The sequence below is a fragment of the Erwinia sp. MYb375 genome (assembly GCF_037479175.1).
GTDB classification, from domain to species: domain Bacteria; phylum Pseudomonadota; class Gammaproteobacteria; order Enterobacterales; family Enterobacteriaceae; genus Erwinia; species Erwinia rhapontici.
Genome location: NZ_JBBGZS010000010.1, coordinates 435,143 through 452,676 on the forward strand (window position 1 = coordinate 435,143; position 17,534 = coordinate 452,676).

Below are 17,534 nucleotides of genomic sequence, written 5' to 3' on the forward strand. Positions count from 1 at the left end.
CCCCATTTCCTTACCCTGTGCGGTTTTCGCCAACCAGGTTGAGACATCATGCAATCCTATGGATTCGCTGCCAAAGCAGCAAACACCCCGCTGGAACCCTTCGAATTTACCCGCCGAGAACTCCAGGCTAACGATATCCACATCGATATCCACTACTGTGGTGTCTGCCATTCCGACCTGCATATGGCGCGTAACGAATGGGGCGTCAGCCAGTTCCCGCTGGTGCCAGGCCACGAAATCGTTGGCCGCGTGGTCAGCACCGGCAGCGCGGTAAGCGCGTTTAAAGCCGGGGATCTGGTCGGCGTTGGCGTGATGGTCGACTCCTGCGGTCACTGCGCCCAGTGCCACGAGGGTGAAGAGCAGTACTGTGAAGCAGGCTTCACCGCGACCTACAACAGCGACGAGAAAGTGATCGGCGGCAAAACCTTTGGGGGTTATTCCGACAGTATCGTGGTCGACAGCAAGTTTGTGGTGGCGGTGCCGGAAAACCTGGAACTCAGCGCCGTGGCCCCCCTGCTGTGCGCGGGCGTCACCACCTGGTCACCGCTCAAGCACTGGAACATTCAGGCAGGCCAGCGCGTCGGCGTCATTGGCCTGGGTGGCCTCGGCCATATGGCGGTGAAACTGGCTGCTGCGCTGGGCGCGGAAGTGGTGCTGTTTACCACCTCCCCAGCCAAAGGGGCCGATGCACTGCGCCTCGGCGCCAGCCAGGTTGTGGTTTCGAAAGATACGGAGCAGATGGCCAGCGTGAAAAACAGCCTGGATATGATCATGGACTGCGTTGCCGCACCGCACGATCTTGACCCGTACCTCAGCGCGCTGAAAACCAATGGTCATCTGGTGCTGGTGGGTATTCCTGACTCACCGCACACGTCGCCGGACGTTACGCCTATCGTCTTCAAACGCCTGAGCATTTCCGGGACCTCTATCGGCAGCATCAAAGAGACGCAGGAGATGCTGGATTTCTGTGGTCAGCACAATATCGTGTCCGATGTGGAAGTGATTCGTCTCGATGAGGTTGAGCAGGCATTTGAACGGATGTTGAAAGGGGATGTGAAGTACCGCTTTGTGATTGATATGAAAGCCGGGAAATAGTCATCATCTCCCAGAAAACAAGAACCCGCCTGAAGGCGGGTTTTTTCTGTCAGCCCAGCAACTGTCTGCTGAGGCACGGATTCGATTGAATCAACTGCATTAATTTCTGCGCACTACCCGACGGTTTGGTTTTTTTTGCTTCCCAGCTTTTGACTGAAGAAACACTGACACCTAACGCCTGAGCAAATTCATCAATCTGCATGCCGGTAATTTCCCGAACTCGTTTGGGTTCAGGGGATGCCACATCACTTTTCAGGGCAGGAATAGCATGCATTACATTACGGGTCAGGACAATCTGCTCCAGACTGGAAAGCAGTTCAGACATTGGATCACAAGTCTCCATAAGCACTCCTCGAAAACTCACTAAACGTGAACAACCAGAGGGAAAGAACCTTAAATCCAGGTTCTCAATGCTGGCATACATCAGCCACTGGGACGCTTTTTGGGGCAGCACAGGGAAACGCCAGGATTCTAAGTATGAGATCATTTTGCGAGATCGGGATCATATTTTTTGTTTATTTTTCGATCTTGCTTTGCAACCTGCCTCACAAATGCCACGCAAAAATAAGTTACACAGACATCGCTATCCATCAAAAGTGATTTCGACTATTCTTTACCCAACATTTGTAGTTTGAATAAAACCGATAAGTATTTGTTAACAGGAGTTAATTTCTTATGATGACAGGATCATCACGCATCTTGACGCGTCTGCTGGTGCCCGTTATGGCGCTGTTTATGGTGTTACAACTCACTGGCTGTGGCGATAACGAAGCCGATCAACGTAAAGCCTTTATCGATTTCCTGCAAAACACCGTCATGCGCAGCGGCGAACATCTGCCCAGCCTGAGCGAAGATCAGAAGCAGAAATTTGGTCCCTTCGTCAGCGATTACGCGATTCTGTACGGTTTTTCTCAGCAGGTGAACCGCGCCGTGGATTCCGGGCTGAAACCGGTGGTTGATGAGCTGTCAGCCATCCACACTCCGCAGGATTACCTGACACGCCGTGATGCCCTGCGCCAGGTGAGCGGTTCTCTTGGCGTACTGACCCAGCAGATTCAGTCCGCGAAAATGCAGGCCGACAGCAGCAAGGCAGCACTGAAACAGCCGGAAGATTTAAAAACCGTGTACGACAATGTGTTTAACAAAGTGGTCACTCAACCTGCTGCGACACTGGCACCGCTGCTGCCCGCGTTACAAACCCTGAGCCAGGACGCGGTACAGACCGGTGACTTCCTGCAACAACAGGGCGCAAACGTCAGCTTTAACGGTTCGGCGATCCAGTTCCCGACCCAGCCTCAGGCCACGCAGTACAATACGCTGATGAGCAATCTGAGCACCAATGCCCAGGCATTGACCCAGGCGCAGGCCGCGCTGAAGGGCAATTTCCAGTAAATACAGCATCAGAGCTGGCAGTCGTCAGCTCTGATTTTCCTTTCCCTCCCACCTGTCACTTTCTTACAGAAGACGCATCTCATGTTTCGACGGGCAGAAGAAGTGTGATCGCACGCATTCGGCCTCCAAATAATTTGTGATCAACATCACAAATCAAAAACAAACAAACAACCTACATTTGTGATAAGAATCACATAATGCAGCCGTTATTGTTCAAATATTATCCACCATCCTTTTCATACACTCCTTAAATGTGATCACCGTCACTAAAACAACCCATGCACCCCACCTAACATAGTGATCTACATCACACTTATCCCGACAGCTACGCAGCGTCATATTCGCGTGATAGAGTCCGCCTGCATACAGTGATACTGACGGCTTCCCACTGTCGGGTCTAAAACAAAAATTCAACGCGCTCTCTTATTTGGCGGCGCGTACCAATAAGGGGTGTTTTTTATGTCCTCATCAGATATCAAGATCAAGGTTCAGAACTTTGGTCGCTTTCTGAGCAACATGGTAATGCCAAACATCGGGGCGTTTATCGCCTGGGGTATTATCACCGCACTGTTTATTCCTACCGGATGGCTGCCAAACGAAACACTGGCGAAACTGGTTGGCCCAATGATTACCTACCTGTTGCCACTGCTGATCGGCTTTACGGGTGGTCGTCTGGTCGGCGGCGATCGTGGCGGCGTGGTGGGGGCGATCACCACCATGGGCGTGATTGTGGGTGCGGACATGCCGATGTTCCTCGGCTCCATGATTGCCGGTCCTCTGGGCGGCTGGGCGATTAAAACCTTCGACCGCCAGGTTGACGGTAAAATCAAAAGCGGCTTTGAAATGCTGGTGAACAACTTCTCTGCCGGTATCATCGGCATGCTGTTGGCTATCCTCGCATTCCTGGCAATTGGTCCACTGGTAGAAGGTCTGTCCCATATTCTCGCCGCAGGCGTGAATCTGATGGTGCAGAACAACCTGCTGCCACTGACCTCGATCTTCGTGGAACCGGCAAAAATCCTGTTCCTGAATAACGCCATTAACCACGGTATCTTCTCGCCACTGGGTATCCAGCAGGCCAGCGAAGCCGGTAAGTCGATCTTCTTCCTGATCGAAGCGAACCCGGGCCCGGGTATGGGCGTACTGATGGCCTATATGTTCTTTGGCCGTGGTAATGCCAAGCAGTCTGCCGGTGGCGCTGCCATTATCCACTTCCTCGGTGGTATCCACGAAATCTACTTCCCGTATGTGCTGATGAACCCGCGCCTGATTCTGGCGGTGATCCTCGGGGGTATGACTGGCGTGTTCACCCTGACTCTGCTGAACGGCGGCCTGGTGTCTCCGGCTTCACCGGGTTCCATCCTGGCGGTGCTGGCAATGACGCCAAAAGGGGCTTACTTCGCGAACATCGCCGCGATCTTTGCCGCCTTTGCTGTCTCCTTCGTGGTCTCTGCCATTCTGCTGAAAACCAGCAAAGTGAAAGAAGATGACGACATCGAAGCGGCATCACGTCGCGTACAGGAAATGAAAGCCCAGTCTAAAGGCCAGTCTGCTGCGCCTGCTGGCGCTGCCGATGGCCTGCATAGCGACCTGAGCCACGTACGCAAAATCATCGTTGCCTGTGATGCGGGTATGGGGTCCAGCGCCATGGGTGCTGGTGTACTGCGTAAGAAAGTGAACGATGCCGGGCTGACCAACATCTCCGTGACCAACACGGCGATTAACAGCCTGCCGGGCGATGTCGACCTGGTGATTACTCATCGCGATCTGACCGAACGAGCGATGCGCCAGGCACCTCATGCCCAGCACATCTCGCTGACCAACTTCCTCGACAGCGGCCTGTATAACGACCTGACAGCGCGCCTGGTGGAAGCCGGACGCAGCGCGGGTCACCGTGAGAAAGTGAGCACCACGCTGAGCGACAGCTTTGACGAAGGCCAGGATCACCTGTTCAAACTGAGCGCCAGCAATGTGTTCCTGGGTAACCATGCGGACAATAAAGAGCAGGCCATTCGCTTTGCCGGTGAGCAACTGGTGAAAGGCGGCTACGTTGAGCCGGAATACGTTGCCGCAATGCTGGAACGTGAAAAGCTGACACCGACTTACCTCGGTGAATCCATCGCCGTGCCGCACGGCACCGTGGAAGCAAAAGACCGTGTGCTGAAAACTGGCGTGGTCTTCTGCCAGTACCCGGCAGGGGTTCACTTTGGCGAAGAGCCGGACGATATCGCGCGCCTGGTGATTGGTATCGCGGCACGTAATAACGAGCACATTCAGGTCATTACCAGCCTGACCAATGCGCTGGATGATGACAGCGTGATCGCCCGTCTGGCGACCACGACCAGTGTGCAGGAAGTTCTCGACCTCCTGTCCGGTAAAACCAGCGCGTAAGCCGGTTTCATCATCACACCTCTGTGTAGGGCTGGGCATGCCCGGCCCTTTTTTGGTTTGGGCATGTCCGAACTTTACATCTTTGATACGGGAATAATTATGAAAGCATTACATTTTGGCGCCGGAAATATCGGCCGTGGCTTTATCGGTAAATTGCTGGCTGATGCCGGCATTCAGCTCACTTTCGCAGACGTCAATCAGGTGGTGCTGGATGCCCTGAACGCGCGCGGCGAATACCCGGTGCATGTGGTCGGTGAGCAGGCGCAGGTTGAGGTTGTTAAAGGTGTGAACGCCGTTAACAGTACCAGCGATGATATTATTGCGCTGGTAGCAGAGGTTGATATCGTTACCACGGCGGTTGGTCCACAGATCCTTGAGCGCATTGCCGCCAGCATTGCCAAAGGGTTGGCCAAACGCAGTGATAGCGCTAATACCCGTCCGCTGAACATTATTGCCTGCGAGAATATGGTGCGCGGCACCACACAGCTGAAAGGCCACGTGCTGAATGCACTGCCTGAGCAGTATCACGCCTGGGTCGAAGCACATGTAGGCTTCGTCGACTCCGCCGTTGACCGCATTGTGCCGCCTTCTGAAGCCGGCAGCAGCGATCCGCTGGAAGTGACGGTAGAAACCTTCAGCGAGTGGATCGTCGACCAGACGCAGTTCAAAGGCGACCTGCCTGCCATCCCCGGCATGGAGTTGACCGATAACCTGATGGCATTCGTTGAGCGTAAGCTGTTTACCCTCAACACCGGCCACGCTATTACCGCCTATCTTGGGCAGCTGGCCGGTCATCAAACCATTCGCGAAGCCATTCTCGATGAGAAAGTGCGTGCCGTCGTGCAGGGCGCAATGGAAGAGAGCGGCGCAGTGCTGATCAAACGTTATGATTTTGACGCGGTAAAACATGCGGCCTACATCCAGAAAATCCTCGGTCGTTTTGAAAACCCGTATCTGAAAGATGACGTTGAGCGTGTGGGCCGCCAGCCGCTGCGTAAATTGAGCGCAGGCGACCGCCTGATCAAACCAACGCTGGGCACACTGGAGTACCAGCTGCCGCATGACAACCTGGTCACCGGGATTGCCGCCGCACTGCATTATCGCAGCGAGCACGATCCGCAGGCGCAGGAACTGGCTGCCCTGCTGGCAAGCCAGGATGTCGCGACGACGCTGGCACAAATTTCCGGTCTGGATATCGACAGCGATGTGGTCAAGGCGGTAGTGAAGGCCTGGAACGCTATGGCATAATGTCGGCGCAAGCGCTCCTCACGGACGAACAATCAGGGCACAGCACTGCTGCTGTGCCCGCGCAGATGTTATTAGGCCATATGAATGATATGCAGGCACTCATGGAACAACCTCAGGCTTTTGAAAACCGGGTGCTCGAACGCCTGAATGCCGGACGATCGGTAAGAAGCTTTCTGATCGCCACTGTTGAACTGCTGGCAGAAGCGGTCAACATACTGGTGGTACAGGTGTTCCGTAAGGATGATTATGCCGTCAAATATGCCGTGGAGCCGCTGCTACTGGGCGATGGTCCGCTGGGTGAATTGTCGGTACGCCTGAAGCTGGTCTACGGCCTCGGCATGATTAACCGTAGCGAGTACGAAGACTGCGAACTGCTCATGGCATTGCGCGAAGAGTTGAATTATGACGGTAGCGAATATCGTTTCACTGATGACGAAATTCTTGGGCCGTTTGGTGAGCTTCACTGCGTCAGTGGCCTGCCGCCTCGTCCTGATTTCGCCGGCGACGATGCGGAACTGCGTGCTATGCAGCAACAACGCTATCAGCAGGTGGTGCGCTCCACGATGGTCCTGTCACTGACCACGCTGATTTCACAAATCAGTCTCAAGCAAGCTTTCAAAAAGTAATCCGCCCTTTTCCCTCTTTGCTCCGCTTTCGTGTATCCTTTGCAGCAATGAATCAATTTAATGGTCAATCGTCATGAAAGAACAAGTACAGTCAGAAATCAAAGACCTCAGCGACAAGCTGGATGCGCTCAATCATAAAGAACCCGTTCTGCTGGCGTCCGGCGACAGCGAGAAACTCGGTGAACTGTTGAAAGAAAAAGACAAATTAGAAGCAGAAATCGAGCGTCTGCGCGGCGTGCGTGCCGAGAACCTGAGTAAAGAAGCCCAGGCGTTACAGAAGCTACCGTTTAGCCGCCCCATCACCAAGAAAGAGCAGGCGAACATGGGGGCACTGAAGAAAAGTGTTCGTGGCATTGTGGTGGTACATCCGACGACCGCACTGGGCCGTGAAATGGGTCTGAAAGAGATGACGGGCTTCGCAAAAACGGCCTTTTAAAACTCTATCCCATCGATGAAAAAACAGGGTCCTGGCACCCTGTTTTTTTACGCTCCGATATTATTCCAATGATTATTCCGTCTCCGAAAAAGATATCACACCGATATTAAATGTCGAAAAACCCCCATTCATATACTCTTGCGATTCATAGGCTCGAATTAACACCTATAACAGAATTAAATATCGCAATAGGAATTTTCAATGAAGTTTGATACCGCTAAGATAATTTATTCAATATAATATACCACAAGCGTAGTATTGAGAATGCACGGAGAGACGTTTACAGGACATTGATAAGGCGTCTCCGGTTAAGGACAACTTCAGGTATTAATCATGCGAAAAAATCACATCACCATTGTCATCCGTGACCCAAATCGCTTTTATATTAGAGGGTTAACGAATTGTCTTACTGAAAACTTTTCTCTCCATAACATTCATACTGATTTTACCGATTGTGCTTTTAACAGCCGGGCAAAAATGATCTTCCTGGCGGAGGAATCACTTTCCATCGCCAATATACATTATTTAAATCGCCGGATGTCGATACGACCGATGTGTATATTCATTATTAAAAATAGCGATAGTGATGACGAGCCATCAGAGGGGATAGTGCACAATATTAGTCACTACACCACCCTCTATCGCAACCAACCAGTGGAGAGCATGTTATCGGTGGTCAATGAACAACTGGAGCAGCTCAATAGTACGCGTAGCGCCTTTGTTAAACCGTGTTCAGTGGTTAGCCGTACGGATACGAATCTGACAAGACGTGAAACAGAGATTCTCCGCTATCTGGCACGCGGTATCAGTAATGGTGGGGTGGCACGTTTCCTCCATATCAGCGAAAAAACCGTCAGTGCACATAAACGGAATATTATGTGCAAACTCAATATGATTCGCCCTGCTGAACTGAACTACTGGTTAATTCAGGAAGGCTGGTGTGAATCCATTCGTACTGGCGACCAATTTCATTAATTCTGGCAGGATGTGATACAGCGCAAAAATGCGATATCCCGATACCCTATCGGGGTGAATCATCATCCGTAAAGTTATTCAATTAGAGTTATTTTTATGATGGCAATTCGTAATATTTCATTGAAATTTATCATCAATATATCCGCTATATTGTTCATTTTCTCTCTTTCTGGCTGCCAGGCAACATCGCAGAAAATGCGTGCGGCATCCGCGCAGTCCGCACAGGCCGCATACACTGCAAAATACATTAAACAAAATGAGAACCTGAAAAAGTGCCAGACTCAGCTCCAGGCGCTGGAAGTCGTCAGCCCGTCAGAACACAACAGAATGCAAAAGGCATTCGACAACCTGATGAACAGCGCAGCTCAATACACTGGCCTGCGTAAAAGCGTTGATGAGAATACTCAGGAAACTGTGGACTCACTTTATCACTATCGCGCAAATCAGCTTTGTGCCCGCATTGCACAAACACTGATGGATAGCCTAACCAGCAAAGGTGAAGCACGTCCATGATTGGTAAATATACTATTCCCCATGCTTTGTCAGGCGCCGCTGCCCTGGTAGTGGCATGTCTGGGTATGAGTAAATTGTATGCAGCAGAGCACGAAGCGCCTGCCGTTTTGAACTTTGCGACCTCCTATCTGCAGCAGCAACAGCAGTCTTCGGCCAAAGTACCTGAGCCTTCATCTTTAGCCAGCGAACCCGGTAAAACGACCAAACCTAAGCAAAAGCCGACCCCTGCAAAGCCCTCCGTAGATCGCGGCCAGATGGCCGCCTTACGACGAGATATCGAAAATAAAACCCGGCAAATTGCTCAAAAAAATGGAGCCATCAGCGCGCTTGAGAAGCAGATTGTTGCACTCAAAAAAACAGCACACGTCCCGGATGCAGTCAATGAAGCACCCCATCTAATCCCTGCAGATAAAGAGGCGATGTTGGATCTGGTTAAGGATTTACGCCAGGTTTTCAGCCTCCATCCAACGCATAACACGCTGGTGACAAAATTAGCGCAGGCAAAAGAACAACTTAAAGAGGTTCAGCTTGCTGAAGCCACCCTGCGCAGCCAGCTTAAAACACTTAATGAGGGCAAAGATCGCATCGTCAACGCGCATGAAGAGGGATTTAAACAGCAGATTGAACAGCACAACGCCAGGATCACCGAGCTGAAAGCACACCTCGCTTCCAGCCAAAAGGACATTGAAAGGATTGCTGCTGAGCGCGACGACATCGCCGCCAAAGAGCAGCAATTAGCGGCTGAGAATGCCGCTGAAAAACAGGCGTTTGATAAGGAAAAACAGCAGCTTCTGGACCAGATCGCCCAGGGAAGCCCGGCCGAAGGCCAGCTCGCCGCCAGCATGAAAGAACAGCAGGCACTGCAGCAGCAGATCGAGCAGCACAACGCCAGGATCATCGAGCTGGAAGCGCACCTCACTTCCAGCCGCCAGGACATTGAAAAGATTACCGCTGAGCGCGACGCAATCACCGCCAAAGAGCAGCAATTAGCGGCTGAGAATGCCGCTGATAAACAGGCGTTTGATAAGGAAAAACAGCAGCTTCTGGACCAGATCGCCCAGGGAAGCCCGGCCGAAGGCCAGCTCGCCGACAGCGTGAAGCAACAGCAAGCGCTGCAGCAGCAGCTTTCCGAGGCACAGCAATTGAAAACCGCGCTGCAAGGCGATAAAGATAAGTTGCAAGCACAGTTAGCCGAGAGCCAGCTCATAGCGAAATCACTACAATCGAAGATGGACCTGGTGCAATTACAGCAACCTGAGCCTGCTGTCGCCGGTGCTGTACCCCAAGAAACGTCGCCAAAAGAAGGTCATAAGGACAACGATAAGCAGCTCCCGGAACTTCAGGCCAAGTTAGACGCAGCACTGGCCGAACTGGCTACGGTAAAAAATCAGAAAGTAGAGGTGAAAACCACCAGTCACCTGCCGGGCATCACGCCAGAACAACTGAAGAAAAAAAGTGCTCGTGAAGGCTACGCTATTGGCATGTCTCTTGGCGATGAGATTTTGCAGATGCAGCAAGACAATAACAACTGGGGCACTGCAACAGAGAAGAACCTTGTGCTGGCCGGGATCGTTGATGCCTTCAAGGGCCAGGCAAAATTATCTACTGATGTACTGCAAGATACATTATCGGAAGTCAGCAACCGGGAGAAAAAAGATCAGGAAAAGTTAATCTCTCATTTAGATGAAGCCACTAAAAAGTACTTAAATAATTTCACTAAAATGAAAAAGACAAAAAAATCACCTTCCGGATTCTGGTATAACATCAGTTACGAAGGTGATGCACCTATACCAGAGAATGCAACTCTTGATGTCGTCGTGAAGGAAAGTCTGACAAATGGCGTTGTTGTTACTGATATGGATTCTACTAATACGATGCTAACTCAGCCGATAGCTGATTTCCCACCGATCTTCCGTGAAGCATTACAGAAACTAAAAAACCATGGTTCAATTAAAATTGTCGTACCGCCAGAACTGGCATATAAGGATAAAGGTTATCCACCTAAAATCCCGCCAAATGCCACGATAATTTATGACCTGAGAATTGCTGAGGTATACCCATAAAATATAGAAATGCAATGATACGCTGATCGTGTAGGGATTGGAATTTTGTACGATGATGGGATGTTAAAAAAAAGCGCATCCTCTAATAGAGTGGATGCGCCATAAAAAATTACACTTTAAAAGAGTCAGTTTTATTCCAGTACAAACTCTTGCTATTTTCTTTCCTGATCGAGGTGATTACACCTTCTCTCTCGAGTTTTATTAAAATGTGTCTGGCATTATAAATACTCAATTCAGACCGATCAGCAACATCTCTTGTGCTGGCAAAGACAACGGACGAATTGGTGGAATCTTTCTCTTCAAAGAAATCATGCAGTGCAGTTATTACCCTATCAACTGATGCTCTTCTTTGTATGGTCTTAGCCATTGATTCACTCATGGTTATGCTCCTTATGATATATCCGGCTCCTGCCGAGTAAATATGTTATAAAACTAAACCCTGTAAATTCACAACGAAGCCATGATAGTACGCAGCCACATTAAACAAAACTTAATATCAATTATTAAATCTAACCAAGATTAAAACCCGCAAAAACCAAAATTTAAAGAACAAAACACCGTTTACCCCCTTTTCTGGTAAAACCATTAAATCAATAAACTGTAACAATTAATCTTAATATTGAATTAATAATAAAAAGTAAACGCAGCTACCTGGCAGAACACCAACATATGGTTACGGGGTAAACATTGACATACCTGCTTAGGATTAAGATAATCGAAGAGTAAATAATGGAATATAATTTAAAAGTAAAAAATGGACTATTTTATTAATCAGATCATCCATTTTGACTCGATAAATGGATTAATTAAACTTATCGATAATGATAATTCAATCATTCAACTTTCCAGGCCAGGTTCAAGACTTTTGACTGAACTCATTACGCGTTGTGGTAACACAATGACACGTGAAGAGTTACTCCGATTAGTATGGGAAGAACATGGCCTGAGACCCTCAGGGAGTAATTTAAGCAACCACATCAGCCTGCTGAGAAAAACATTTTCACAGCTTGGAATGACTGAAAACATCATTATTACCGTGCCTAAGAAAGGGTTTCGCCTGGATGCAGAGACGACATTCACCAGGTTTAATCATCATTCTGACAATGACTCTATTACAAAAGCCGAAAAGATGAATGAGATTGTATCCTCTATTGTGTCTGTATCGAACAAGTGCACGTTGAAACCGACAATCAAGAAAATGCGTTTAGTTTCAGCGATCATTATCAGTCTTATTGTTATTTCTCTTATCTTAATTCGTTACTCGTTCAATTCAAATAAAGCGGATTTTATCGAGATAGGAACATGTCAGTTACTGGATTTAGCAGAGTAAAAAAAAAAAAATAGAGTATAAAAATTAAATGCATTAGAGTTTTTAATAAAAAAAAACAAGATCGACTGTAGAAAAGGTAAAAGCACGATCTACTTTAGGTTTAGTAATTTCTTTCCAAAGAAAAATTACGAGCAGAGCACTATTTTTCTTACTCAGTGTCATCTGGACAGAAAAAACAGGCTCACACATTGTGAGAGTTACCTTTCAGCCACTATAAAAAAACCATGAGAAATATCATTTTAACCAGCGGAGCTATCATTGTTTTAATGGTCATTTACTTCATCAGCTTATCCTGGGAAAAGGCTGATTTAGATAAACCCCAACTGAGTCTTTTATGCAAAGGGAACGTGAGTTTTGATCTTGTCAGGCCCAATTCCACGGTCGTGATGAAAGGGAGTATGAGCCTGACCACGTTGGGTGACAAGCGACTGGCATTAGAGTTCTCAGGGCAGTTACTCACTGAACAAGGGCACTTTACCCTCAGCAGAACGCTGATGATGGACTATCGCTATCATCCGGAAAACCACATTCTGGAGCTGAACTATGCGAGCAGTCATGTCAGAGATATTGATACCGCGCCAGAGGATGTTTTCTTTCATGCCATCCTGCAAAGCCACTTGTCCATTCTGAAGCTGTCCCAGTTCAGTGATAACGCACTGCTGGTCTCAGATACCCGCACCCCGCTGTATATCTGCATTGCACAATAAAAAGGCATAAAAAAAGGCTTATCCACTCGCGCAGATAAGCCGTTAATTTTATTCAACAACGAAGAGAATTACTTCTTCGCGTATTTTGCTTCCAGGGTCGCGAACCACGGCGCCACGAAATCGGTTGATGTGCCCCAACCAGGGATGATTTTATTCAGGTTGGCCACATTGACCGCTCCGGTCTGGGTAGCCAGCTGTTGCTGAGAGATCGCTGATGCCGTGAACTGATATGTTGCCGGCGTGGTTTCACCGCCAATCTTGTTTGCCACCAGGCGCATGTTCGTTGCACCAATCAGCTTACTGTCGACAGCCACGGTCTGTTTCCATGGGCTGTTCTTCTCATGCATCAGCTGTAGATCCTGGTTCGACACATCGATGCTGTACAGCTTTATCTCGGTACGGCCATTTTCCTGCAAGGCTTTATACGCCCCCTGAGCAAAGGCATCCCACGAGCCCCAAATCGCGTCAATCTTACCCTTAGGGTACTTCGCCAGGATGGCACCAATCTTGTTGGCCGTATCACCCTGCACATCGGAAGACACCGCACCAATGGACTCCAGCTGATGAATACCCGGGTTTGCTTTCAGCACTTTCTCATAAACGACCTGACGACGTTCCATTGCCGGGAAGCCTGCTACCCACAGCTTGACGATGTTGGCTTTGCCGTTGGTATCTTTCACCAGCTGATCGAGGGAGAGCTGTGCCAGAGAGGCATCGTCCTGTGCCGTCACGGTTACACCATCGATCGGCTGGTTAACTGGGGTATCAAACACAGAGACTTTGATTCCAGCATCGGTGATGCGTTTTACCAGCGCAGTAGAGTAAGGATCTTTGCCGTGAGACAGGATAATACCGTCATATTTCTGGCTGATAGCCTGATTAACGAAATCCTGGAAACGCGCGTCGTCGCCGTTGCTGAGGAAGGTGCTGACTTTAAAGCCCAGCTTACGACCTTCCTGAATGGCACCGGCAACAAACTGGGTGGTGTTATCGTCAGATCCGAGGTTGCGGATCACCGCAATACGCACAGGCCCTTCGTGGTTGGCGATGGCAGCCGGAACGGGGGTATCTGCAGCGATGGCAGGCAATGCAGTCAGCAGGCTCAGAGCCAGCAGCGATGTCGTGATTTTTTTCATTATTATTTACCCTGTCTGAAAAGATTACGCCTGACGGCGCTGTACGTAGGTAATGGCCAGCGCAACCGCCAGCACCAGGCCTTTAATGATGTCCATCGCGTAATAAGGCACGGACAGCATCACCAGACCATTTTGTAATACACCGAGGATCACTGCGCCGAGCAGCGTACCCAGCGCGTTGGGTTTTCCAGCACCCGCCAGCGACAGACCAATCCAGGCCGCTGCCACCGCATCCATCAGATACCCGCCACCGGCGTTCACCTGCGAGGAACCAATACGCGAAGCCAGTAAAATACCGCCAAGCCCCGCCAGCAATGACGAAATAACATAGGCCAGCACGCGATAGCGCGTGGTACGGATACCCGATAACCTGGCGGCTTCCGGGTTACCGCCAATCGCGTACATACGGCGACCATGTTTAGTCAACGACAGCAGCAGCTGTGCCACCACCGTCACCGCCAGCATCACAATCACAATAATCGGCACCTGGCCCAGTAATGAAAACACTGCCGGGATCGTGCCTTCGGCCATATCGCCACTTGGCAGCACCATGTTCTCGGTAATCGAACCACCGAAACTGTAGGTCATCGCCACCCCCTGCACCACAAACAGGCTGGCGAGCGTGGCCAGCATGTCAGGGATTTTCAGCACGACGATCATAAAAGCATTAAACAGACCGACCAGGGTACAGAGCAGCAGCGTCAGGGCAATCGCCTGCGTCGGGCCGAATCCGTCCCAGACGAACAGGGAGATCACCAGCGAGTTCGCCAATGAAGCTGTCGACCCCACGGACAGATCAAAACCACCGATAGTCAGCGAAATCGATACGCCAATGGCAATCACCGTAACAATAGCAATTGAACGCAGGATATTGATGATATTGGTCGGTTCCAGGAAGCTGTCTGAGGCGAGGCCAAAGCCCGCGATCAGCGCCACTACTGTCAGCAGCATTCCCCACTTATAGAGAAAATCAAATAGCTGGTGCCGGACGGACGGTGCCGCCTTCAGGGAAATTTCTTTGCTGCTCACGCAGGCGTTCCTCCGGTGGAATAAAGTAAAAGTGTTTCTTCGTCGACGTCACTTGCCGCCATTTCCGCCACAATGCGCCCGTCCCACAGTACGCAGATGCGGTCGCACAGGCCAACCAGTTCAGAAAATTCGCCAGAGGCGTAAATCACCCCTTTTCCCTGGCGGGCCAGCCCGTCGATCAGCTCAAACAGGTCGGTTTTGGCCTTAATATCCACGCCTTTGGTCGGTTCATCGAAAATCAGTACATCAGCGTTATTGCGCAGCCATTTGCCAATAGCCACCTTTTGCTGATTCCCCCCGGACAAGCGACGCAGCGTCTGCCTGGGTCCGGTGGTGCGGATGCCCAGTTTGCCAATGACGTCTTCTGCCCAGCGCCACGCCTGGCGGTGACCAAACAGGCTCCAGCGGGAAAAGCTGTTATCCGCCGTCACACTGAGGTTCATCACCACCGATTCTTCAATAAAGATGCCTTCCTTGCGGCGTTCTTCCGGGATCAGCGCCATGCGGTTATCTACCGCCGCATGTGGGGATGTGGGTTTCCACGGTTTGCCGTGCAGTTCGCCATGCTGAACCCGGCTTTTACTGGCACCAAACAGCGCCTTACATAGCTCCGTTTTTCCTGCGCCAGCCAGCCCGGCAATACCGAGGATCTCGCCTTTTTTCAGCGTCAGGCTGATATCTTTTAACAGGTGTTCATCATGTAGCCCGGCAATGTGCAGCAGGGTTTCCTCACTGAACGGCGGACGCGATGGGGGATAAATATCATTAAGCTGATGACCCAGCATCTTCTCGACAATTTGCTCACCGCTTAATCCCTGCATCGGGCCGCTTTCAATCAGTTCGCCGTCACGCAGTACCGTCAGACGGTCGCAGATGGCATTCAGTTCGTGAATACGGTGGGAGATAAATACCACGCCAATGCCCTGGCTTTGCAGCTGACGCACCACGGCGAACAACTTTTCACTCTCATTTTGGTCGAGAGGGGCAGTCGGCTCATCCAGCACCAGAAAACGGCAGTGATGCGACAGCGCACGTGCCAGCAGGATCTGCTGTTTTTCCGCCAGCGTGCACTGTTCAACCTGGCGCTTCACGTCAATCTGCACATCTAACTGCGCCAGCAGTGCCCGCGCCTGACGGCGCATCTCGCCCCAGCGATAAAGCTGACCACCTTCAGCCAGGCGGTCGAGCATGATGTTTTCCGCCACGCTCAGGCCGGCAACCAACGCCACATCCACTTCCTGTTGTACCAGGTGGATGCCCAGCTGTTTTGCATCACGCGGGGAACGAATAGAGACGGGCTGACCATCCAGCAAGATCTCGCCACTATAGTGATCGTATGCGCCCGAGAGCACCGCCATCAGCGTGGATTTTCCGGCACCGTTGGCGCCGGTCAGCGCATGAATGGAGTGCCCTTCCAGAGTGATGTCGACGGATTTAAGCGCCGAAAAACCGCCAAAAGCGATGGAGATCTTGCGCATTTCAAGGCGATTTATCGCGGTCATGGGCGTGTTTTCTCAAGCTCAATAAATTAAGGGGTGCGCCGCATTTTTTAATGGATTGTCACGGCAGGCAACGATTGAAAGGGCATAAGCTAACACAAAATGTTATTAGCCATCCAGATGTCCAGACACTACAGGGAGAAGCGCTGGCATGCCGCCGATAACCAGTGGAAAAACGGGAGATAATTACCAGATGCATCGTTGTTATGCTGCATCAAAGCGGACACGGCCAGAGGACAGATATAAAAAAACCGGCGAACAGGTCGCCGGTTAGGGTCATCGATAACTCAGGAGATTAAGCCGCTTTGAAGTTCGCTGCTGCTACATCCCAGTTAACCACGTCCCAGAACGCCTTGATGTAGTCAGGACGTTTGTTCTGATATTTCAGGTAGTAGGCGTGTTCCCACACATCCAGACCGATGATCGGTGTACCGGATGTGCCAGAAATGGCTTCGCCCATCAGAGGACTGTCCTGGTTAGCCGTAGAAACGACGGCCAGTTTGTCGCCTTTTTTGACCAGCCACGCCCAGCCAGAACCGAAACGGGTCGTTGCCGCTTTTTCGAATTCTGCTTTGAACGCGTCAACGCTGCCGAAATCTTTCTCGATAGCTGCTTTCAGGTCGCCGCCCAGAGAGGTACCGGTTTTCAGACCTTTCCAGAAGAAGCTGTGGTTAGCGTGGCCGCCAGCGTTGTTACGCAGTGGGCCTTTTTTGTCCGCAGGCAGTTGATCCAGTTTAGCAATCAGCTCTTCAACGGGCAGATTGGCAAACTCAGTCCCTTCCAGCGCAGCATTCGCGTTGTTCACATAAGCCTGGTGATGCTTAGTGTGGTGAATTTCCATGGTCTGCTTGTCAAAATGCGGTTCCAGTGCGTCATACGCATAAGGCAGTGATGGCAGTGAATAACTCATGTTCATCGTCTCCATTCAGATTATGGGCGGCGCTCGCTGTTCAGCACCGCGTAAGCAGTCGGATCATTATAGTTAAATAAATGATCGGGAAAAGGGATATCAATGCCCCGATGTTGATAAGGGTATAGATGACAGCCGGCGGGACAGCGTGGTTATACCTTTTACCTGTCTTGTTACAACCAAA

At 50.5% G+C, this 17,534-nt stretch carries 17 protein-coding genes; 11 read left to right on the top strand and 6 right to left on the bottom strand.

The window, feature by feature from the left end; genetic code table 11:
- The first annotated feature begins 48 nt into the window (after positions 1-48).
- Entirely contained in the window at positions 49-1,095 is a 1,047-nt protein-coding gene (locus WH279_RS01905; protein ID WP_339454836.1) for an NAD(P)-dependent alcohol dehydrogenase, read from the top strand.
- A gap of 49 nt (positions 1,096-1,144) precedes the next feature.
- Here WH279_RS01905 and WH279_RS01910 read toward each other — a convergent pair whose 3' ends face one another.
- On the bottom strand, positions 1,145-1,438 hold the full coding sequence (locus tag WH279_RS01910) for an HTH-type transcriptional regulator (protein WP_159338291.1): 294 nt from the start codon (positions 1,436-1,438) through the stop codon (positions 1,145-1,147).
- 332 nt (positions 1,439-1,770) lie between these two features.
- Here WH279_RS01910 and WH279_RS01915 point away from each other — a divergent pair, with 332 nt between their 5' ends.
- From WH279_RS01915 to WH279_RS01950, 8 genes are all read left to right on the top strand, one after another.
- Positions 1,771-2,487, top strand: coding sequence for a DUF3053 domain-containing protein (locus WH279_RS01915; protein WP_133844721.1), 717 nt, complete (start codon positions 1,771-1,773; stop codon positions 2,485-2,487).
- Positions 2,488-2,946: 459 nt separating this feature from the next.
- On the top strand, positions 2,947-4,878 hold the full coding sequence (locus tag WH279_RS01920; protein ID WP_339454837.1) for a PTS mannitol transporter subunit IICBA: 1,932 nt from the start codon (positions 2,947-2,949) through the stop codon (positions 4,876-4,878).
- A 99-nt stretch (positions 4,879-4,977) separates the two neighbouring features.
- Positions 4,978-6,126, top strand: coding sequence for a mannitol-1-phosphate 5-dehydrogenase (gene mtlD, locus WH279_RS01925; protein WP_339454838.1), 1,149 nt, complete (start codon positions 4,978-4,980; stop codon positions 6,124-6,126).
- A 65-nt stretch (positions 6,127-6,191) separates the two neighbouring features.
- Positions 6,192-6,752 (top strand): mannitol operon repressor MtlR, encoded by a 561-nt coding sequence (mtlR, locus tag WH279_RS01930; RefSeq protein WP_200642329.1) that lies wholly within the window; start codon positions 6,192-6,194, stop codon positions 6,750-6,752.
- Between the two features lie 73 nt (positions 6,753-6,825).
- Positions 6,826-7,188, top strand: a complete 363-nt coding sequence (locus WH279_RS01935; protein ID WP_133844727.1) for a YibL family ribosome-associated protein — start codon at positions 6,826-6,828, stop codon at positions 7,186-7,188.
- Positions 7,189-7,521: 333 nt separating this feature from the next.
- On the top strand, positions 7,522-8,163 hold the full coding sequence (locus WH279_RS01940) for a helix-turn-helix transcriptional regulator (protein WP_339454839.1): 642 nt from the start codon (positions 7,522-7,524) through the stop codon (positions 8,161-8,163).
- A 195-nt stretch (positions 8,164-8,358) separates the two neighbouring features.
- Complete coding sequence (locus WH279_RS01945; protein WP_339454840.1) at positions 8,359-8,676, top strand: hypothetical protein; 318 nt, start codon at positions 8,359-8,361, stop codon at positions 8,674-8,676.
- Positions 8,673-10,739, top strand: coding sequence for an FKBP-type peptidyl-prolyl cis-trans isomerase N-terminal domain-containing protein (locus WH279_RS01950; RefSeq protein ID WP_339454841.1), 2,067 nt, complete (start codon positions 8,673-8,675; stop codon positions 10,737-10,739). The genes WH279_RS01945 and WH279_RS01950 overlap by 4 nt, the downstream gene beginning before the upstream one ends.
- A gap of 109 nt (positions 10,740-10,848) precedes the next feature.
- Here the strand turns inward: WH279_RS01950 and WH279_RS01955 are convergent, their stop codons facing one another.
- Positions 10,849-11,118: a FaeA/PapI family transcriptional regulator gene (locus WH279_RS01955; RefSeq protein WP_200642225.1), complete on the bottom strand. Its 270-nt coding sequence runs from the start codon at positions 11,116-11,118 to the stop codon at positions 10,849-10,851.
- A 375-nt stretch (positions 11,119-11,493) separates the two neighbouring features.
- Between WH279_RS01955 and WH279_RS01960 the strand changes: the two genes are divergently transcribed.
- Together WH279_RS01960 and WH279_RS01965 are read left to right on the top strand one after the other, a co-directional pair.
- Positions 11,494-12,069: a winged helix-turn-helix domain-containing protein gene (locus tag WH279_RS01960; RefSeq protein WP_339454842.1), complete on the top strand. Its 576-nt coding sequence runs from the start codon at positions 11,494-11,496 to the stop codon at positions 12,067-12,069.
- Between the two features lie 398 nt (positions 12,070-12,467).
- On the top strand, positions 12,468-12,776 hold the full coding sequence (locus WH279_RS01965; RefSeq protein WP_339454843.1) for a hypothetical protein: 309 nt from the start codon (positions 12,468-12,470) through the stop codon (positions 12,774-12,776).
- A gap of 68 nt (positions 12,777-12,844) precedes the next feature.
- On the opposite strand, the gene WH279_RS01970 is transcribed toward WH279_RS01965, so the two are convergent.
- The 4 genes from WH279_RS01970 to sodA all read right to left on the bottom strand — a co-directional run bounded on the left by WH279_RS01970 (position 12,845) and on the right by sodA (position 17,350).
- Positions 12,845-13,912, bottom strand: coding sequence for a sugar ABC transporter substrate-binding protein (locus WH279_RS01970; protein ID WP_167863223.1), 1,068 nt, complete (start codon positions 13,910-13,912; stop codon positions 12,845-12,847).
- Positions 13,913-13,936: 24 nt separating this feature from the next.
- Entirely contained in the window at positions 13,937-14,941 is a 1,005-nt protein-coding gene (locus WH279_RS01975; RefSeq protein WP_339454844.1) for an ABC transporter permease, read from the bottom strand.
- Positions 14,938-16,443 carry a sugar ABC transporter ATP-binding protein gene (locus WH279_RS01980; protein ID WP_339454845.1) on the bottom strand — a complete coding sequence of 502 codons (1,506 nt, stop codon included), beginning with the start codon at positions 16,441-16,443 and terminating at the stop codon, positions 14,938-14,940. The genes WH279_RS01975 and WH279_RS01980 overlap by 4 nt, the downstream gene beginning before the upstream one ends.
- 292 nt (positions 16,444-16,735) lie before the next feature.
- Positions 16,736-17,350 carry a superoxide dismutase [Mn] gene (sodA, locus tag WH279_RS01985; RefSeq protein ID WP_339454846.1) on the bottom strand — a complete coding sequence of 205 codons (615 nt, stop codon included), beginning with the start codon at positions 17,348-17,350 and terminating at the stop codon, positions 16,736-16,738.
- Between the last annotated feature and the right edge of the window lie 184 nt (positions 17,351-17,534).